The sequence below is a fragment of the Winogradskyella arenosi genome (assembly GCF_003337305.1).
Classification (GTDB): Bacteria; Bacteroidota; Bacteroidia; order Flavobacteriales; family Flavobacteriaceae; genus Winogradskyella; species Winogradskyella arenosi.
The window spans coordinates 481,252-501,645 of the sequence record NZ_QPJO01000003.1; the positions used below are offsets into that span (position 1 = coordinate 481,252).

The 20,394-nt window shown below is 35.6% G+C and carries 15 protein-coding genes and 5 tRNA genes; 1 reads left to right on the forward strand and 19 read right to left on the reverse strand.

All coding sequences use genetic code 11. From position 1 onward, the window contains the following. Nucleotides 1–468: 468 nt before the first annotated feature. On the forward strand, nucleotides 469–2,058 hold the full coding sequence (locus tag DFQ08_RS11200; protein ID WP_114310105.1) for a peptide chain release factor 3: 1,590 nt from the start codon (nucleotides 469–471) through the stop codon (nucleotides 2,056–2,058). Nucleotides 2,059–2,297: 239 nt separating this feature from the next. Here DFQ08_RS11200 and DFQ08_RS11205 read toward each other — a convergent pair whose 3' ends face one another. The 19 genes from DFQ08_RS11205 to DFQ08_RS11295 form a co-directional block, all read right to left on the reverse strand. Beyond that, on the reverse strand, nucleotides 2,298–2,621 hold the full coding sequence (locus DFQ08_RS11205; RefSeq protein WP_114310106.1) for a DUF3467 domain-containing protein: 324 nt from the start codon (nucleotides 2,619–2,621) through the stop codon (nucleotides 2,298–2,300). A gap of 111 nt (nucleotides 2,622–2,732) precedes the next feature. Further along, nucleotides 2,733–7,034, reverse strand: coding sequence for a DNA-directed RNA polymerase subunit beta' (rpoC, locus tag DFQ08_RS11210; RefSeq protein WP_114310107.1), 4,302 nt, complete (start codon nucleotides 7,032–7,034; stop codon nucleotides 2,733–2,735). Between the two features lie 110 nt (nucleotides 7,035–7,144). Further along, nucleotides 7,145–10,957, reverse strand: coding sequence for a DNA-directed RNA polymerase subunit beta (gene rpoB / locus DFQ08_RS11215; RefSeq protein ID WP_114310108.1), 3,813 nt, complete (start codon nucleotides 10,955–10,957; stop codon nucleotides 7,145–7,147). A gap of 122 nt (nucleotides 10,958–11,079) precedes the next feature. Beyond that, the gene (gene rplL, locus DFQ08_RS11220) at nucleotides 11,080–11,454 is read right to left on the reverse strand and encodes a 50S ribosomal protein L7/L12 (protein WP_114310109.1); all 375 of its coding nucleotides are present in this window, start codon (nucleotides 11,452–11,454) and stop codon (nucleotides 11,080–11,082) included. A gap of 60 nt (nucleotides 11,455–11,514) precedes the next feature. Beyond that, entirely contained in the window at nucleotides 11,515–12,036 is a 522-nt protein-coding gene (gene rplJ, locus DFQ08_RS11225; protein ID WP_114310110.1) for a 50S ribosomal protein L10, read from the reverse strand. Nucleotides 12,037–12,055: 19 nt separating this feature from the next. Beyond that, complete coding sequence (rplA, locus tag DFQ08_RS11230) at nucleotides 12,056–12,745, reverse strand: 50S ribosomal protein L1 (RefSeq protein ID WP_114310111.1); 690 nt, start codon at nucleotides 12,743–12,745, stop codon at nucleotides 12,056–12,058. A 10-nt stretch (nucleotides 12,746–12,755) separates the two neighbouring features. Further along, on the reverse strand, nucleotides 12,756–13,196 hold the full coding sequence (gene rplK, locus DFQ08_RS11235) for a 50S ribosomal protein L11 (RefSeq protein ID WP_114310112.1): 441 nt from the start codon (nucleotides 13,194–13,196) through the stop codon (nucleotides 12,756–12,758). A gap of 66 nt (nucleotides 13,197–13,262) precedes the next feature. Continuing rightward, nucleotides 13,263–13,808, reverse strand: coding sequence for a transcription termination/antitermination protein NusG (nusG, locus tag DFQ08_RS11240; protein ID WP_114310113.1), 546 nt, complete (start codon nucleotides 13,806–13,808; stop codon nucleotides 13,263–13,265). A gap of 20 nt (nucleotides 13,809–13,828) precedes the next feature. Continuing rightward, nucleotides 13,829–14,023 (reverse strand): preprotein translocase subunit SecE, encoded by a 195-nt coding sequence (secE, locus tag DFQ08_RS11245; RefSeq protein ID WP_114310114.1) that lies wholly within the window; start codon nucleotides 14,021–14,023, stop codon nucleotides 13,829–13,831. A gap of 112 nt (nucleotides 14,024–14,135) precedes the next feature. Beyond that, nucleotides 14,136–14,208: transfer RNA gene (locus DFQ08_RS11250), tRNA-Trp, on the reverse strand. Between the two features lie 106 nt (nucleotides 14,209–14,314). Beyond that, nucleotides 14,315–15,502, reverse strand: coding sequence for an elongation factor Tu (gene tuf, locus DFQ08_RS11255; RefSeq protein ID WP_114310115.1), 1,188 nt, complete (start codon nucleotides 15,500–15,502; stop codon nucleotides 14,315–14,317). 76 nt (nucleotides 15,503–15,578) lie between these two features. After that, nucleotides 15,579–15,650: transfer RNA gene (locus tag DFQ08_RS11260), tRNA-Thr, on the reverse strand. Nucleotides 15,651–15,723: 73 nt separating this feature from the next. Then, nucleotides 15,724–15,796: transfer RNA gene (locus tag DFQ08_RS11265), tRNA-Gly, on the reverse strand. Nucleotides 15,797–15,946: 150 nt separating this feature from the next. Next, nucleotides 15,947–16,028 (reverse strand) — tRNA-Tyr (locus DFQ08_RS11270). Nucleotides 16,029–16,082: 54 nt separating this feature from the next. Next, nucleotides 16,083–16,156, reverse strand: a tRNA-Thr gene (locus DFQ08_RS11275). 112 nt (nucleotides 16,157–16,268) lie between these two features. Continuing rightward, entirely contained in the window at nucleotides 16,269–16,571 is a 303-nt protein-coding gene (gene hpf / locus DFQ08_RS11280; RefSeq protein WP_114310116.1) for a ribosome hibernation-promoting factor, HPF/YfiA family, read from the reverse strand. A gap of 66 nt (nucleotides 16,572–16,637) precedes the next feature. After that, a complete protein-coding gene (locus tag DFQ08_RS11285; RefSeq protein ID WP_114310117.1) occupies nucleotides 16,638–17,525 on the reverse strand; it encodes a tyrosine-type recombinase/integrase in 888 nt (295 codons plus the stop codon). Nucleotides 17,526–17,631: 106 nt separating this feature from the next. Then, the gene (locus DFQ08_RS11290) at nucleotides 17,632–19,014 is read right to left on the reverse strand and encodes an alpha-amylase (protein ID WP_394347184.1); all 1,383 of its coding nucleotides are present in this window, start codon (nucleotides 19,012–19,014) and stop codon (nucleotides 17,632–17,634) included. A 201-nt stretch (nucleotides 19,015–19,215) separates the two neighbouring features. After that, nucleotides 19,216–20,382 (reverse strand): acyl-CoA dehydrogenase family protein, encoded by a 1,167-nt coding sequence (locus tag DFQ08_RS11295; RefSeq protein ID WP_114310119.1) that lies wholly within the window; start codon nucleotides 20,380–20,382, stop codon nucleotides 19,216–19,218. Between the last annotated feature and the right edge of the window lie 12 nt (nucleotides 20,383–20,394).

Consider the following 20,394-nt stretch of genomic DNA (forward strand, 5'->3'; position numbering starts at 1 on the left):
ATTCTAACAAGAAGGAAAGGAGTTGCTCTTGTGAAACTCAGCAGTAGATGAATACAATTCTCGGTTTTTAGAAAGGCTATTTTACTACTGTAAACTGAGTAACGGTACGGGGTTTACAATTAAATGTTTGGGACTTTAATCACAAAATAATCAGGGGCAACTGGTTAAAAAATGTTAAAATAACACCATAAAATAAACTTAATGTAATTACAATTAAATTTATTAGTGATTTTATATGAAATTAACATAATTTATAATAATTTAATAAATATGAGTTTTTTTTCGACCAACTACACGATAATTTAACATTTAACCCCCTGAATATGAGCATAAAAACACACTAATATTCTGAAAAAAGATGGAAATCCTTAAGATGTTGGCAATTTTAAGAAATTTTAAAATGCCCTACGCTGTTCTATTTTTATTGTTGTTAATAATAGTATCTTCGCAGTTATTTTTAAGTTTATTATGAGTTTTATAGAAGAGATTAACAGACGTAGAACATTTGGAATTATATCGCACCCAGATGCAGGAAAAACAACCTTAACAGAAAAGTTACTTTTATTTGGTGGTGCTATCCAAGAAGCAGGAGCCGTAAAAAGTAATAAGATTAAGAAAGGCGCTACGAGTGACTTTATGGAAATTGAACGTCAGCGTGGAATTTCTGTAGCCACTTCTGTTTTAGCTTTTGAATATAATGGGATAAAAATAAATATTTTAGATACTCCTGGTCACAAAGATTTTGCTGAAGATACCTTTAGAACTTTAACAGCCGTTGATAGTGTTATTGTCGTTATTGATGTTGCTAAGGGGGTTGAGGAGCAAACGGAAAAACTGGTTGAAGTTTGTAGAATGCGTAACATCCCAATGATTGTTTTTATCAATAAAATGGATAGAGAGGGAAAAGACGCTTTTGATCTTTTGGATGAAATTGAACAAAAATTAGGCTTAAAAGTCGTCCCATTAAGTTTCCCTATTGGTATGGGTTATGACTTTAAAGGGATTTATAACATTTGGGAAAAGAATGTTAATTTATTTTCTGGAGATAGCCGAAAAGATATCGAGGAAACCATTGAAATTTCAGATTTATCATCTTCTGAATTGGATACCTTAGTGGGCGAAAATGCCGCTAACACCTTAAGAGATGAAATTGAATTGGTAGAAGGCATCTACCCTATTTTTAACAAAGAAGACTATCTTGATGGAACACAACAACCGGTATTCTTTGGTTCTGCTTTAAATAATTTTGGTGTCCGTGAGTTATTAGATTGTTTCGTGGATATTGCACCAAAACCGAGACCTAAACATAGTGAAGAACGTTTAGTACAACCTGATGAGAAGGAATTTAGTGGCTTTGTCTTTAAAATTCACGCCAACATGGATCCTAACCACAGAAATAGACTTGCCTTTATTAAAATTGTATCTGGAGAGTTTAAACGAAACACGGCCTACCTTCATGTTAGAAACAAAAAGAAATTAAAATTCTCTAGTCCTAATGCTTTCTTTGCTGAAAAGAAAGAGATTGTAGATATCTCTTACCCTGGTGATATCGTTGGATTACAAGATACAGGAAGCTTTAAAATTGGAGATACTTTAACTGAAGGCGAAGTGCTTCATTATAAAGGCGTACCGAGTTTTTCACCAGAGCATTTTAGATATATTAATAATGCTGATCCTATGAAATCTAAACAACTTTATAAGGGTATAGATCAATTAATGGATGAAGGGGTAGCCCAACTTTTCACACTAGATTTAAACGGTCGAAAAGTTATTGGTACCGTTGGAGCTTTACAATATGAAGTTATCCAATACCGTTTAGAGCATGAATATGGTGCTAAATGTACTTACGAAAACTTAAATGTTCAAAAAGCCTGTTGGGTACAAACTGACAATCCTAAAAGTGAAGAATTTCAAGATTTCTTACGTGTAAAACAACGTTTCTTAGCCCGAGATAAACAAAACCAATTGGTGTTTTTAGCCGATTCTATGTTTACGCTTCAAATGACACAACAGAAGTATCCGAGCATCACTTTTCATATGACCTCTGAATTTGATTAAGCCCTTGTCTTGTCTTACAATAATGAGACCTAGCATATCTCATGGATATCTCCTTTTTTATTAACTGACAATTTTAGTTTGTTATAGATATTCCATTTGTAAGTAAAGCCACCTTACTTCAATCAATTCATAAAAAAAACCTTAGAAAATTAATTCTAAGGTTTTTTTTATTCCTTTAAGACCTACTTCACATTAAGATTTAAGTCCCCTAACCTATTTCATTTAGTAAACCGGTCTCATTAAGCTTGCCCAGTTGGTCCAAAATTAAGTGGTATAGGTGCTTGCTCATAATCTTTTATTTCGCCATGAGCATTCTCAAAACGCGTTACATTTTCGCCTAAAGCTTTTAATAAACGCTTCGCATGTTGCGGAGTTAAGATAATACGCGACTTAACTTTACTCTTAGGGGTTCCTGGCATAATGCTCACAAAGTCTACAACAAATTCAGAGACCGAATGATTAATGATTGCCAAGTTAGAATAGGTTCCTTCTGCAACCTTTTCGTCTAGTTCTATATTTATTTGTCCTTTTTTAGGATTTGGATTATTGGAATCGTCTGCCATAATAAAACGTATTTATGATTTCTAGTATTTACTTTATAATTAAAAAAGCCTTCTTGTAAAAATACAAGAAGGCTTTTAATTCAATTGTTATTTTGAAACAAAATTCACGAATTAGTTAAAATTCATTTCTTCTTTTGCTTTCATCATTTCATTAAATTCTTCTCTAGAACCTACGATGATGTTATCGTATTCTCTAACACCTGTTCCTGCTGGAATTCTATGTCCAACAATTACATTTTCTTTAAGTCCTTCAAGAGAATCTACTTTACCGTTAACGGCAGCTTCATTAAGTACTTTCGTTGTTTCCTGGAACGATGCCGCAGAGATAAACGATTTAGTTTGTAATGAGGCTCTTGTAATACCTTGTAAGATTGGCGTTGCAGTAGCCGGACTTGCGTCTCTAGCTGTTACAAGGTTCTTATCTTCGCGACGTAAACTAGAGTTTTCATCTCTTAGATCTCTTACTGTTACAATCTGACCTGATTTTAAATTATCAGAATCACCTGCATCTTCCACCACTTTCATTCCGAAAATTTTATCATTTTCTTCAATGAAATCAGACTTATGCACCAATTGGTTTTCTAAGAAAATCGTATCACCAGAATCAATAATTCTAACTTTACGCATCATTTGTCTTACAACCACCTCGAAGTGCTTATCATTAATCTTCACCCCTTGTAAACGATATACTTCTTGTACTTCATTTACTAAGTACTGTTGTACCGCTGATGGGCCTTTAATGTTAAGAATATCGTTTGGTGTTATAGAACCATCTGATAAAGGCATACCTGCTTTTACGTAATCATTTTCTTGTACAAGAATCTGATTCGATAATTTCACTAAGTATTTCTTAACTTCACCAAGCTTAGACTCAATAATAATTTCACGGTTACCACGCTTAATCTTACCGAAAGAAACAACACCATCAATCTCACTTACTACAGCTGGATTAGAAGGGTTACGTGCTTCAAACAATTCTGTTACACGAGGAAGACCACCGGTAATATCACCCGCCTTAGCAGATTTACGAGGTATCTTAACCAAAATCTTACCGATATCAATAGCATCACCATCATCAATCATAATGTGGGCTCCTACTGGTAAATTGTAAGAACGGATAGTTTCTCCTTTAGAATCTTCAATTAATAATGTTGGTATTAATTTCTTGTTTCTAGATTCTGAAATAACCTTCTCTTGGAAACCTGTTTGTTCATCAATTTCAACTTGATAAGTTACCCCTTGTTCGATGTTTTCATACTTCACATTACCTGCAAATTCTGAAATAATAACACCGTTATATGGATCCCAAGAACAAACAACATCACCTTTCTTAAGTTTATCACCTGGCTTCACATAAATAAATGAACCATAAGGGATATTACTTGTACTTAGTACGATACCCGTTTTAGCATCGATTAATTTTAATTCTGAAGTTCTAGAGATGACAACATCAACATCTTTTCCTTCATTATCTTTAGACTTAACTGTTTTAAGATCTTCAATTTCAGCAATACCGTCAAACTTAACCGTTAACTTGTTATCTTCAGAAATGTTACCTGCAATACCTCCCACGTGGAACGTACGTAAGGTTAACTGTGTTCCTGGCTCACCAATTGATTGTGCCGCAACAACACCAACAGCTTCACCTCTTTGTACTAATTTACCAGTAGCAAGGTTACGTCCGTAACATTTAACACAAATTCCTTTCTTAGCTTCACAAGATAAAGGTGAACGAACTTCAATAGAATCTAAAGGAGAATCTCCAATTTTCTTAGCAATAATATCATCGATATGACCACCTGACTCTACTAATAACTCTTCGGTTAATGGGTGGTAAACATCATTTAATGACGTTCTACCCACAATTCTATTCTCTAAGCTTTCAACGATCTCTTCGTTTTTCTTAAGTGCAGAAACCTCGATACCTCTAAGTGTACCACAGTCTTCTTCATAAACAATAACGTCTTGAGAAACATCAACTAAACGACGTGTTAAGTAACCTGCATCGGCCGTTTTAAGAGCCGTATCCGCAAGACCTTTACGTGCACCGTGCGTAGAGATAAAGTATTCTAAAATTGAAAGACCTTCCTTAAAGTTAGAAAGAATCGGGTTTTCAATAATTTCTCCACCACCAGCAGTTGATTTTTTAGGTTTCGCCATTAATCCACGCATACCTGTTAACTGACGAATCTGTTCTTTAGAACCCCTTGCCCCAGAATCAAGCATCATAAATACCGAGTTGAATCCTTGTTTATCTTCACGAATTCGCTTCATAGACAATTCAGTCAATTCAGCATTCGTAGACGTCCAAATATCAATAACTTGGTTATAACGTTCGTTGTTGGTAATAAGCCCCATATTATAGTTCCCCATAATACCATCAACTTGTTTGTTTGCTGAATCAATCATTCCTTGCTTTTCAGCTGGAATAATAATATCACCTAAACTGAATGATAATCCACCTTGGAAGGCAAATTTGTATCCTAAAGTTTTAATTTCATCTAAGAAATCAGCAGTTTCAGGTACACTTGTTTTCTTAAGAATACCGTGAATAATTTCTCTTAATGATTTCTTAGTTAAGACTTCATTGATATATCCTGCTGCTGCTGGTACTTTTTCGTTAAAAAGTACACGTCCAACAGTTGTTTCAATAATTTGAGTTGTTAATTCTCCTTCTTCATTAAAGTCTTGAGTTCTTACTTTAATACCCGCATTTAAGTCAACTTGCTTTTCATTGTAAGCAATATTTACTTCTTCTGGAGAGTAGAACGTTAAACCTTGTCCTTTTACGGTATACTCTTCATCCGTTTTTCTAAGCTTAGTCATATAATATAATCCAAGTACCATATCCTGAGAAGGTACAGTTACTGGAGAACCATTTGCAGGGTTCAGAATATTATGTGAGGCCAACATTAAAAGTTGCGCTTCTAAAATCGCTTCAGGTCCTAATGGCAAGTGAACCGCCATCTGATCCCCATCGAAATCGGCGTTAAATGCCGTACACACTAATGGGTGTAATTGAATCGCTTTACCTTCAATAAGCTTAGGTTGGAATGCTTGGATACCTAAACGGTGTAACGTAGGAGCACGGTTTAATAATACAGGATGTCCTTTAAGAACATTCTCTAAGATATCCCATACTACAGGCTCTTTTCTATCTATAATCTTCTTAGCAGACTTTACCGTTTTTACAATTCCTCTTTCAATTAATTTTCTAATAACAAAAGGCTTGTAAAGCTCAGCAGCCATATCTTTAGGAAGACCACATTCAAATAATTTTAATTCTGGTCCTACAACAATTACCGAACGTGCTGAATAATCCACACGCTTACCAAGTAAGTTTTGACGGAAACGTCCTTGCTTACCTTTAAGAGAATCTGATAATGATTTTAATGGTCTGTTAGAATCTGTTTTTACTGCAGATGATTTACGTGTGTTATCAAATAATGAATCTACTGATTCTTGTAACATACGTTTTTCATTACGTAAAATCACTTCTGGTGCTTTTATCTCAACTAATCTTTTAAGACGGTTGTTACGGATAATTACACGACGGTATAAATCATTTAAATCAGAGGTTGCAAAACGACCACCATCTAAAGGCACTAACGGTCTTAATTCTGGTGGAATTACAGGTACAGCCTTCATGATCATCCATTCCGGTCTGTTTTCTCTGTTTAAGTTTGAATCTCTAAACGCTTCAACAACTTGTAAACGTTTTAAAGCTTCAGTTTTACGTTGCTTAGATGTTTCATTATTAGCTTTGTGTCTTAAATCGTAAGATAACTGATCTAAGTCAATACGCGCTAATAAATCAATCAGACACTCTGCACCCATCTTAGCGATGAATTTGTTAGGGTCTGAATCATCTAAGTATTGATTTTCTTGAGGAATAGATTCTAAAATATTTAGATACTCTTCTTCGGTTAAGAAATCCATTTTTTGTACTGGCTCACCTTCTGCATTCATAGCAATACCTGGTTGAATAACCACGTAACGCTCGTAATAGATAATCATATCTAATTTCTTAGACGGTAATCCAAGAAGGTAACCAATTTTATTAGGTAAAGAACGGAAATACCAAATGTGAGCTACAGGTACCACTAAGTTAATGTGCCCTACACGATCTCTACGGACTTTCTTTTCTGTTACTTCTACACCACAACGGTCACAAACAATACCTTTGTAACGTATTCTTTTATATTTACCACAAGCACATTCAAAATCCTTTACAGGACCAAAAATACGCTCACAGAACAAACCATCTCTCTCTGGTTTGTGTGTTCGATAATTAATAGTTTCTGGCTTCAATACCTCACCGCGAGACGCTCCTAAAACAGACTCAGGTGATGCTAAACCGATAGAAATTTTGTTAAATTTCTGTACTGTATTCTTATCTTGTTTTCTTGCCATGTTATTTTTGTTGTTTGGTATGGGCAACTCTAAAGTTGCCCGTACACTGTTTTTTTCGATTGTTCTCTAGGCCATAAAACTATTGCCCTTACGGAAAAATTCTTTTAAAATTATTCCTCCAATCTAATATCTAATCCTAAACCTTTCAATTCGTGCATAAGTACGTTGAATGATTCTGGAAGTCCCGGTTCTGGCATAGGCTCACCCTTAACGATCGCTTCGTAAGTTTTAGCTCTACCAATAACGTCATCTGATTTTACAGTTAAGATCTCACGTAGGGTGCTTGATGCGCCATAAGCCTCAAGTGCCCATACCTCCATCTCACCAAAACGCTGACCACCAAACTGTGCTTTACCACCTAATGGTTGTTGTGTAATTAATGAGTATGGCCCAATAGAACGTGCGTGCATCTTATCATCAATCATGTGTCCAAGTTTAATCATATAGATCACACCAACAGTTGCTGGTTGATCAAAACGATCTCCTGTTCCACCATCATAAAGATAGGTATGACCAAATCTTGGAATACCAGCTTCATCTGTGTATGCATTAATCTGATCTAATGTTGCACCATCGAAAATTGGCGTTGCATATTTCTTTCCTAAATCTTTACCAGCCCAACCTAATACAGTTTCATAGATTTGACCGATGTTCATACGTGACGGTACCCCTAATGGGTTTAAGACAATATCAACAGGTGTTCCATCTTCTAAGAATGGCATATCTTCTTGACGTACAATACGTGCAACAATACCTTTGTTACCGTGACGTCCTGCCATCTTATCACCTACTTTAAGCTTACGTTTCTTAGCAATGTAAATCTTCGCTAATTTGATAATTCCTGCTGGTAATTCATCTCCTACAGAAATTGTAAACTTCTCACGTCTTAAAGATCCTTGTAAATCATTCTCCTTAATTTTGTAATTATGGATAAGATCTGCAACAAGCTCGTTAGTATGATCGTCAGTCGTCCATTTTCCTGATGTTAAGTGTGTATAATCATCTACAGCATTTAACATTTTTAAGGTATACTTCTTACCTTTTGGAATAATTTCCTCACCTAAATCATTATAGATACCTTGAGCCGTTTTACCGTTAACAATATTGAATAACTTGTCTACAAGTACATTTTTAAGATCATCGAATCTGTTATCATAAACATCTTCTAACTTTTCGATATCTTCTTTATCTTGTGCTCTCTTACGCTTGTCTTTTACCGCTCTAGCGAATAATTTCTTAGCGATAACCACCCCATGAAGTGATGGAGAAGCTTTTAATGAAGCATCTTTAACATCTCCTGCTTTATCACCGAAGATGGCTCTTAACAATTTTTCTTCTGGCGTTGGATCTGATTCACCTTTCGGTGTAATCTTACCAATTAAGATATCTCCTGGTTTAATTTCAGCACCGATGCGAATCATACCATTTTCATCTAAATCTTTAGTTGCTTCTTCAGAAACATTAGGGATATCGTTTGTTAACTCTTCGTTACCTAATTTGGTATCTCTTACTTCTAAAGAATATTCATCAATATGAATTGATGTAAAGACATCTTCTCTTACTACTTTTTCAGAAATTACAATTGCATCCTCAAAGTTATACCCTTTCCAAGGCATAAAGGCTACTTTCATATTTCTACCAAGTGCTAATTCACCATTTTCAGTTGCATAACCTTCACAAAGTACTTGTCCTTTTACAACTTTATCACCTTTTTCTACTATAGGTTTTAAGTTAATAGACGTTCCTTGGTTGGTTTTTCTAAATTTTACTAAAGGATAAGTTTTAGTATCGCTATCAAAACTAACCATAGCTGCCTCTTCGCTACGCTCGTAACGAATTGTAATTTTTTGAGCATCTACATACTCTACAGTACCATCACCTTCAGCATTAATTAAAACACGAGAATCTGAAGCTACTTGACGCTCTAAACCAGTTCCTACAATCGGAGCTTCAGGACGTAATAAAGGAACGGCCTGACGCATCATGTTAGATCCCATTAACGCACGGTTGGCATCATCATGTTCTAAGAAAGGAATTAAAGATGCAGAAATTGACGCAATTTGGTTAGGCGCAACATCTGTATAATTCACATTCACAGGATCAATCACTGGAAAATCACCTTCTTGACGTGAAATAATTTTATCTGCTAAAATCTTTCCATCCTCATCGACATTGATAGTTGCTTGCGCAATTAACATATCTTCTTCCTCTTCAGCACTTAGGTATGTTGGTGTATTTTTAATATCTACAACCCCATCTTCTACTTTACGGTATGGTGTTTCAATGAATCCCATTGCATTTACTTTCGCAAATACAGATAAAGAAGAAATTAATCCAATGTTTGGACCTTCAGGAGTTTCAATAGGACATAAACGTCCGTAGTGTGTGTAGTGAACATCACGTACCTCGAACCCTGCTCTTTCTCTTGATAAACCACCTGGTCCTAATGCTGAAAGACGACGCTTGTGCGTAATCTCTGCAAGAGGATTCGTTTGATCCATAAACTGCGATAACTGGTTGGTTCCGAAGAAAGAATTAATTACAGACGATAACGTCTTAGCATTAATTAAATCTATAGGTGTAAAGACTTCGTTATCACGAACGTTCATACGCTCACGAATGGTACGAGCCATACGTGCTAAACCAACACCAAACTGAGATGATAATTGTTCTCCTACAGTACGTACACGACGGTTAGATAAGTGATCAATATCATCAATCTCTGCTTTAGAGTTGATAAGCTCAATTAAATATTTTATGATAGTTATAATATCTTCTTTGGTAAGCACTTGCTTATCCATTCCGATATCTAACTGTAATTTCTTGTTCATTCTGTAACGTCCAACTTCACCTAAAGAGTAACGTTGATCCGAGAAGAATAATTTGTCTATAATACCACGTGCAGTTTCCTCATCTGGCGGCTCAGCATTACGTAATTGACGGTAGATATGCTCAACAGCTTCTTTTTCAGAGTTTGTTGGATCCTTTTGTAAGGTATTATGAATAATAGCGTAATCTCCTTGTTGCGCGCTTTCTTTATGTAAAAGAATTGTTTTTACTTCGGCCTCAAGAATTTCTTCTATATTATCTTTATCGATAATGGTATCACGGTCTAATACAATTTCGTTACGTTCAATAGAAACTACTTCACCAGTATCTTCATCAACGAAATCTTCATGCCATGTGTTAAGTACACGTGCCGCAAGTTTACGACCGATAACTTTCTTTAATCCAGATTTTGACACTTTTACTTCTTCAGCAAGGTCAAAAATCTCTAAAATATCTTTATCACGTTCAAACCCAATAGCACGGAAAAGGGTTGTAACAGGTAATTTTTTCTTTCTATCAATATAAGCATACATTACTTGATTGATATCCGTGGCAAATTCAATCCAAGATCCTTTAAAAGGAATTACTCTTGCTGAATATAATTTTGTTCCATTAGCATGGAAAGACTGGCTAAAGAATACACCAGGTGATCTATGCAATTGAGAAACGACAACACGCTCTGCACCATTAATACAAAATGTCCCACTAGGAGTCATATAAGGGATGGTTCCTAAATAGACATCTTGAACGATTGTTTCGAAATCCTCGTGTTCTGGATCTGTACAATACAATTTCAATCTTGCTTTTAAAGGCACACTATAGGTTAATCCTCTTTCAATACATTCTTCTATTGAGTATCTAGGTGGATCGATAAAGTAATCTAAAAATTCTAGTACGAATTGATTACGAGTATCTGTTATGGGGAAGTTCTCCATGAAGGTATTGTACAAACCTTCAGTACCTCTTTCTTCTGACTTTGTTTCTAATTGGAAAAAATCCTGGAAGGATTTAATTTGAATATCCAAAAAGTCTGGGTAATCTGTCCTATTTACAATAGAAGAGAAATTAATTCTTTCAGCCTTTTTTGCTAACATTGATGAACGAGATTTTTATTAAATAAAAACTAAAAAATGTATATAACGTTTATATACACAAAAGGGTTTAGGTCTTAGAGTTTACCTCTAGACCTAAACCATATATTGTAGATAAGATAAGCTTACTTAAGCTCAACTTCAGCTCCTGCCTCTTCTAATTGAGATTTTAAAGCTTCTGCTTCGTCTTTTGTAATTCCTTCTTTGATAGCGCTTGGTGCATCATCAACTAATCCTTTTGCTTCTTTTAAACCTAAACCAGTTAATTCTTTAACTAATTTTACAACTGCTAATTTAGAAGCACCTGCTGCTTTTAAGATTACATCAAATTCAGTTTGCTCTTCAGCAGCGTCTCCACCACCTGCAGCTGGTCCAGCCATAGCTACTGCTGCTGCAGCAGGCTCAATACCGTACTCATCTTTTAATATAGTTGCTAATTCATTAACTTCTTTTACTGTTAAGTTAACTAATTGTTCTGCGAAATCTTTTAAATCTGCCATTTTTCTATTGTTTAATAATGTGTGTTATATTTTATTTTCTATTGTGTATATACGATACGATTATCCTTCTCTTTCAGATAATGTTTTAACGATACCAGCGATTGTACCACCACTAGATTTAAGTGCTGAAATAACGTTCTTAGCAGGTGATTGTAATAATCCAACAATCTCACCGATAAGCTCTTCTCTAGACTTAATATCAACTAAGGTATCTAATAACTCGTCGCCAATGTAAACCGCTTCTTCAATGAAAGCACCTTTTAATAAAGGCTTTTCAGACTTCTTACGGAATTCTTTAATTACTTTAGCAGGACCGTTTCCAGTTTCAGAATACATTACAGATGTATTACCTTTTAAAGTCGTTGGTAACTCACCGAATTCTCTATCCGATGCTTCCATTGCTTTCTCTAAAAGTGTATTCTTTACTACTGCTAATTTAATATTAGCTTTAAAACAAGCTCTTCTTAAATTTGAAGTTGTTGCTGCATCTAATCCAGAGATATCTGTTAAATAGATATTTGCATTATCTGCTAACTGAGCAGTCAACTCTTCAATTACTTGGGATTTTTCTTCTCTTGTCATAATATTCTAAGTTTAACTACTATCCTATTTTTGTATCAATTGCTACACTTGGACTCATTGTACTAGACATATAAATGCTCTTTACATAAGTTCCTTTTGAAGCCGTTGGCTTTAATTTCATGATTGTAGATAATAATTCTTGAGCATTCCCAACAATTTTATCTGTACTGAAAGATGCTTTTCCTATTGGAGCATGTACAATACCTGTTTTATCTACTTTAAAATCAATCTTACCAGCTTTTACTTCAGCAACTGCTTTAGCTACGTCCATAGTAACTGTACCTGTCTTAGGGTTTGGCATAAGACCTCTTGGTCCCAATACTCTACCTAATGGTCCTAACTTACCCATAATGCTTGGCATAGTAACGATAACGTCTACATCTGTCCAACCCTCTTTAATTTTTTGTAAGTACTCATCTAATCCAACGTAATCCGCACCAGCTTCTTTAGCTTCTGCTTCTTTATCTGGAGTTACAAGTGCTAAAACCTTCATGTCTTTACCTGTACCATGTGGTAATGAAACTACCCCACGAACCATTTGATTGGCTTTACGCGGATCTACACCTAATCTGATTGCTAAATCGATAGAAGCATCAAACTTTGTGTATGTAATTTCTTTTAGTAAAGCTGAAGCTTCTTCTAAAGAGTAAATTTTGTTGTTATCAACCTTTGCTCTTGCTTCTTTTTGCTTCTTTGTTAATCTTGCCATTTCTAAAAATTTAGTTTGGAGCTTCTCCTCCTTTAACAGTGATACCCATTGATCTAGCCGTACCTGCAACCATTTTCATAGCTGATGCAAGTTCAAATGCATTTAGATCTACCATTTTGTCTTCAGCAATTGCTTTAACTTGATCCCAAGTTACTTTTGCTACTTTACGTCGGTTCGGTTCTCCTGATCCTTTTTTTAGTTTGGCCGCTTCTAATAATTGTACTGCTGCTGGTGGCGTCTTAATTACAAAATCAAATGATTTGTCTTTGTAAACTGAGATTGCCACAGGTAAAACCTTACCTGCTTTATCTTGAGTTCTCGCATTAAACTGCTTACAGAACTCCATGATGTTAACTCCAGCGGCACCTAAAGCGGGTCCTACCGGTGGCGATGGATTCGCAGCACCTCCCCGAACTTGTAGCTTAACTACTTTGTCTATTTCTTTTGCCATTTCTTGATGTTTATACGCCTATCTATATTGGAAGCATAGATATAACGCTCTTTATTGTAACAATTATTAAACTTTCTCTACTTGCATGTAGCTTAACTCTAATGGTGTTTTTCTTCCAAAAATCTTAACCATAACTTCAAGCTTACGTTTTTCTTCGTTAATTTTCTCGATTGTACCATCAAAACCATTGAATGGACCATCAATTACCTTAACAGTTTCTCCCTTTGTAAATGGTATCGCCACACTTGCATCTGCCTCTACAGATAACTCATCTACTTTACCTAACATTCTGTTTACTTCAGACTGTCTCAATGGCACTGGGTCACCACCTTTAGTTTCCCCTAAAAATCCAATAACATTAGTTATAGATTTAATAATGTGAGGAACCTCGCCACTTAAGTTGGCTTGTATCATAATGTAACCTGGAAAATAAACCTTTTCTTTGTTGATCTTTTTCCCATTACGGATTTGTATTACCTTTTCGGTTGGTACTAAAACCTGGTCTACATAATCATCTAAACCTAATCTTGAAATCTCAGTTTCAATATAAGCTTTAATTTTATTTTCTTGACCGCTTACCGCTCTAACAACATACCACTTTTTATCAGACATAATCGCTTCTTGTATATTTGTTAGTGAATCAATTCAAAATAAGCCTTTACCGCTCTACTAAAAGTTGTATCAACTCCCCAAATAGCTAAAGAAAATATAATTGAAAACACAGCAACAATCACAGTTAGTTTCTGAGCTTCTGGCCATGGCGTCCATGACACATTGTTCTTTAACTCTTCAAACGATTCTTTTATATATGTTACTAATCCTGCCATTTGATTATTTACTTTATTTAGGACTTATAAAATCATCCTTTTAATTTAAACGGGGTTGAGAAACACCTTTACGTTAGTTAAGGCTAGGCTTCTCGCCTCTAAATATTATTTGCACGGGTTGAGAGACTCGAACTCACGACACCTGGTTTTGGAGACCAGTGCTCTACCAACTGAGCTAAACCCGTATTCCTGTTTTAAACCTCTTTAGCGGAGGAGTAAAACCTGTAAACAATAATCAAGGCGTCCCGAACCATCGAGACACCTTAATTATAATATTTCAACTATATCAGATTAGTCTAAAATTTCAGTTACCTGACCAGCACCAACTGTTCTACCACCTTCACGGATAGCGAAACGTAAACCTACGTTCATTGCAATTGTGTTAATCAACTCAACAGTAATAGTTAAGTTATCACCAGGCATTACCATTTCAACTCCATCAGGAAGCGCAATGTTTCCAGTTACGTCAGTTGTACGTACGTAGAACTGTGGACGGTAGTTATTGTGGAATGGTGTGTGACGACCACCTTCTTCTTTCTTAAGGATATAAACCTCAGCTTTGAACTTAGAGTGTGGTGTTACAGAACCAGGCTTAACGATTACCATACCTCTAGAGATTTGAGACTTCTCAATACCTCTTAATAAGATACCAGCGTTATCACCAGCTTCACCTCTATCTAAGATTTGACGGAACATTTCAATACCAGTAATTGTAGATGTTAATTTCTCAGCACCCATACCGATGATCTCAACAGGATCTCCAGTGTTAGCTACACCAGTTTCAATACGACCAGTTGCAACAGTACCACGACCAGTAATAGAGAATACATCCTCGATAGGCATTAAGAAAGGCTTATCCATATCACGAACAGGCTCCTTAATCCAGTCATCAACAGCTGCCATTAATTCCATAACAGTGTCAACCCATTTTTGCTCTCCATTTAAAGCACCTAAAGCAGATCCAGCAATTACAGGTCCATTATCACCATCATATTCGTAGAATGATAATAAATCTCTAATTTCCATTTCAACTAACTCAAGTAACTCCTCATCATCAACCATATCCACTTTATTCATGAATACAACGATACTTGGAATACCTACCTGACGTCCTAAAAGGATGTGCTCACGTGTTTGTGGCATTGGACCATCTGTTGCAGCAACAACTAAAATAGCACCATCCATTTGAGCAGCACCTGTAACCATGTTCTTTACGTAATCCGCGTGACCTGGACAGTCAACGTGAGCGTAGTGACGATTAGCAGTTGCATATTCTACATGTGAAGTATTAATTGTTATACCTCTTTCTTTTTCTTCTGGTGCGTTATCGATTTGATCGAAATCTCTCGCTTCAGATAAACCTGCATCAGCTAATACTTTAGTAATAGCAGCAGTTAAAGTTGTTTTACCGTGATCTACGTGTCCAATAGTACCAATGTTTAAGTGTGGTTTTGAACGATCAAAAGTTGCCTTTGCCATGTTTAATTTATTTTAATCTTAATTATATTATTAGTGTTCAATTGTATATTCTAAATGTAATTAACTTAGAAAAAAGAGCCAATGACGAGAATTGAACTCGTGACCTCTTCCTTACCAAGGAAACGCTCTACCCCTGAGCTACACCGGCTTTTCATTTACGATTACCGATTTGGTTAGATTTACGAAGCGTCAAACAACGCATCTCAACTCGTAAATTATTGAGCGAGAGACCGGGTTCGAACCGGCGACATTCAGCTTGGAAGGCTGACGCTCTACCAACTGAGCTACTCTCGCATTTTTATTAATTAAATCGCTTTAATTAAAGGGTTTCAATATTTCAAATAAAGATCATTATTTTACAAATGACCTTAGGTTGCTGACACAACCTAAAATTAACAATAGAATCACAACGTTAACTTTGCAATTCTAAAATTTTAAATTTTGTGGGGAGAGCAGGATTCGAACCTGCGAAGACGTAGTCAGCAGATTTACAGTCTGCCCTCGTTGGCCGCTTGAGTATCTCCCCAAAACTTTAATTCAATATTTCAATTTAAAAACTTTATTTCTAAAGTTTTTAAAGAGCCGATGGAGGGACTCGAACCCACGACCTGCTGATTACAAATCAGCTGCTCTAGCCAGCTGAGCTACATCGGCTTTTTGCTACTTTTATATACTTTCAAAACAAGCATAAAAAAGTCCGCTATTTCTAACGGAATGCAAATGTAAAACCTTTTTTCAGTTATTCAAAACTTTTTTGAAAAAAATTTTAAACTTTTGCTCTTAATTTCTCTTTTCGCTTTTTTATTTGACGTTCTAAAGAGGCAATGGCTGCATCTGCCCCCTCTTCAAAGGTCTTACATTGCTTTTTTACCACAAAAGTATCTCCAGGAACACTCACCTTGGCTTCAAAAATTTTATTCTCTTTATCGCTGGTGTTCTGAACTTTTAAATAGACATCAGACTGAATGATCTTATCATAGAACAAATCTAATTTGTCCATACGCTTTTGAATAAAGTCAATTAATTTAGTATCTGCTGTGAAATTAACGGATTGTGTGTTTACTTTCATGTGATTTGTTTTAGGTTAAAGACTATATAACTTCAACAAGGTTGAACAGGATGCCTATAAAACGACTTAAGATATATTTCTTGGATGTGCTTTGGCATATACCTTTTTAAGTTCTGTTATACTATTATGAGTATAAACTTGGGTTGCCGCTAAACTTGTATGTCCAAGAAGTTCTTTTATAGCGTTTAAATCTGCACCTTGTTTTAGCAAATGTGTTGCGAACGAATGCCTTAAGACATGAGGGCTACACTTTACCTTTGTTGATGCTTCACTAAAGTACTTATTTATTATTCTGTAAACAAGCTTTTCGTATATTTTAATACCTTTTTGGGTTAAAAATAACATCTGCTCATCTTCTATAATATGTAAATTCTTGCGATAGTCTAAATACCGTTTCAAGGTTTGCTTTACGGAACTTAAAAGCGGAATAAACCGTTCCTTATTTCTTTTACCGAGTACCTTTATTTGGTTTTGACTATAATCTACATCTGTAATCTTTAAATTAACCAATTCTATACGCCGCATTCCAGTGGCATAAAACAATTCTATGATTAACTGGTTCCTTGCCGTTTCAAAATCAACAACCGCGATGGCTTGTTCTAAAACGGTTTTCAATTCTAATTCTGAAAAGGGAAGTTGTACTTTTTTGCCCACCTTTAAAGCCTTATGCTTTTTTAATGGGTTCTCCTCTATCGCTTCTATTTTAAGTAAGAATTTATAATAGGTGTTTAAGGAAGAGATTTTTCGGTTAATGGTTCGGTTTGAAATGTGATCTACTAAAGTAACAATCCATTGTCTTATTTCTGAATAGTTTGCCTCTGCCACCGATTCGGCATAATGCTCTGCATCTAGAAATTTCTGAAAGCTTTCAATATCTTTAGTATAGGCCGTAACCGTATGTATAGAATATTTCTTTTCTAATAATAGATAATCTGAAAATGCATTAAGACTCATACTGGTAACTTCCCTAATTTTAAATATAACGAATAAGACGTTTAGAATTGCATATATAAGAAAAAATCCCACTCGAAAGCAGGATTTAAAAAAGAGAATCCCTTTTTTACTTTACAGACCAAACGGAATAGCTTCTTGGTGGCGCTTGGAGTTTAACCCAATTCCCAGATTGTGTTGTTGGCTCCCAATTAGAGTTACCCGTATAATCTTTTATAACCGTGTTAGACCAATTGGTTTCTACCCAACGTTCCTGCCAAACATCTGAATTGTTTATATAAACCACAAGCCCGTTATTATTATACCCATTACGTTTGGCAATATACTCATCCGTATCAACATGTAAGATTGATGTAGACCCACCTGCAAGATTATTGTGAATCCATATAAGATTATTCATTTGGGATTTGTTTAACCATTCTTCATAATCCTTATAAAAGATTGCAGGATAACCTTCATGCGTTAATATATAAGCGTAAGCCAAAATTTTATTATTGATAATTTCATCCGTATCGTGGTTGGTTACAAAAGTTACTGCTCTAGATGCATTTTGTTTCCAAAGCATATCATCATTAAGTGCCGTTAAGTCATTCCCCATAAAAGCATCTTTCATTTTATAGTAGCAGGCAAAATCAAACGCACTAGCTTCAGCGGTACTGGTCCAATAATTTAACGTAGAGACATTACTATCCCAATACTCCCCTACTGAAAATCCTCCGACTTCATTTTTCCATTCTTTAACCACCCACGGTTCAAATCCTTTCACATAATCAAATCTCCAACCATCAAATCCGATGACATCTCTGTAATATTTAGCTATGCTATTTGGGTTTTTCCAAAGCCAATCTTGAACGTAGGACTGATGATGACATAAATCGGGATAACCCCCAAAAGCCCCACTATCATTATTATGTACATTATTGGCATGAAAATCGGTAGCCGAGCGATAAAAATTTCCAGACATAGGATTAAAATCGGTCCAGGTATTCCCTCCCGTATACGGATTGGCTTCACTATCACCTCCACTATTATGATTAATAACGATATCTGCGATAACACTTAGGCCGTTTTCATGTGCCGTATCAATCATGTCAATTAATTCTGAACGCGATCCGAAACGGGTTTCTGTACTTCCCATCTGATTAAATTCACCAAAATCGAAATAATCAAAAGGGTCATACCCCATAGAAAACGGACCATTTTGTGCTTTTGAGGCTGGTGGCAGCCATATGGCATCAATACCGGCATTACTCCAATCGGCCACTTTAGAATTTACAACGTTCCACCAGGTTCCTCCCGCAGGGACGTCCCAATAGAAGGCTTGCATCATTACCCCCGACCCTATAGGTTTTAAACCCGCGCGCTTGGCTATTGGAGCTGCTATTTCGGTTGTTGTAAGATTCTCTGGGGTCTCAACGATATCTTCTTGAGAACAACTGAAGGCACACAGCACCATAAAGGTTGTGCCCAACCATTTAAAATAATTCATAATATAGAGTGTTTATTTAGTTCCTCTAAAATTACTGTGATATCCACACGAAACAAAACCCTAAACAACACGAAAACGTTTTCGTGTTGATAAATTCTGATTTTACCCCACCTTAAATTATCTATAAAACAAAAAACTCGCGAATAAATTCACGAGTTTTTATTTTCTTAAAGCAAATTGCTTTTTATAATCGTACTATAACAATTATGTTGCTGGTTTATAATCTTTATTATCAATAACCATTTTAGCAATGATTTCTTTCAATATTTCTGAAGTACCACCACCTATTGGACCTAAACGACTATCTCTAGACATACGTGCTAACGGATACTCTTCCATAAAGCCATAGCCGCCTAAAAACTGAAGACATTGGTAAATGACATCATCTGCCATTTTTGTTGATTGTAATTTAGACATTGTAGCTTCTTTCACTACATAGTCTCCCATATCTAAACGTTTTGTAACATAGTAGTTAAATTGTTTACATATTTCCATTTGTGTTTGGCAATCTGCAAAAGTATGTCTTAAGGCTTGAAACTTATCAATAGTTCTTCCAAAAGCAGTACGCTCGCTCATATATTGCTTGGCGTATTCTAAAGCATATTCTGCTCTAGCATGAGCATTAACGCCCATAATTAAACGCTCTAACGCAAAATGTTGCATGATATAAGGAAAGCCTTGGTTTTCATTCCCCATTAAGTTCGCTGCAGGAATCACTACATTATCAAAAGCGATTTCGGCAGTATCAGAAGCTCTCCATCCTAACTTATCTAGTTTTGTTGCTGAAATACCAGGGGTATCTCTATCCATAACAAAAATACTAATACCTTTATTTCCTAACTCTGGACTGGTTTTAGCGGCAACCACAAGGTAGTCACTATAAACACCATTTGTTATAAATGTTTTTGAACCATTAATAACATAGGTATCCCCATCTTTTACAGCAGTTGTTCGCATCCCTGCGACATCACTTCCTCCAAAAGGTTCTGTAATACAAAGACAACCTATTTGGTCTCCAGAAATACTATCTGCTAAATATTTTTCTTTTATGGCCTCATCGCCTTCTTTATTAAGATGCGTCATGGCTAAATAAGCATGTGCCCACATTGCTGCGGCAAACCCTCCAGAGTTAATACGTTGTAATTCTTCAAGAAAAATTACGGTATAAAAAAGGTCTAAATCTAATCCGCCATATTGTTCTGGGTAAGCAAGACCAAAGTAGCCCATATCACCAAATTTCTTCCAAATGAATCGTTCTATATGACCAGTTTCTTCCCACTTGTCAATATGTGGAATGACTTCCTTTTGCAAGAATTCCCTTAGGCTTTCTCTGAATAAATTATGTTCTTCTGTAAAATATAAATTGGACATAAATTGTTGTTT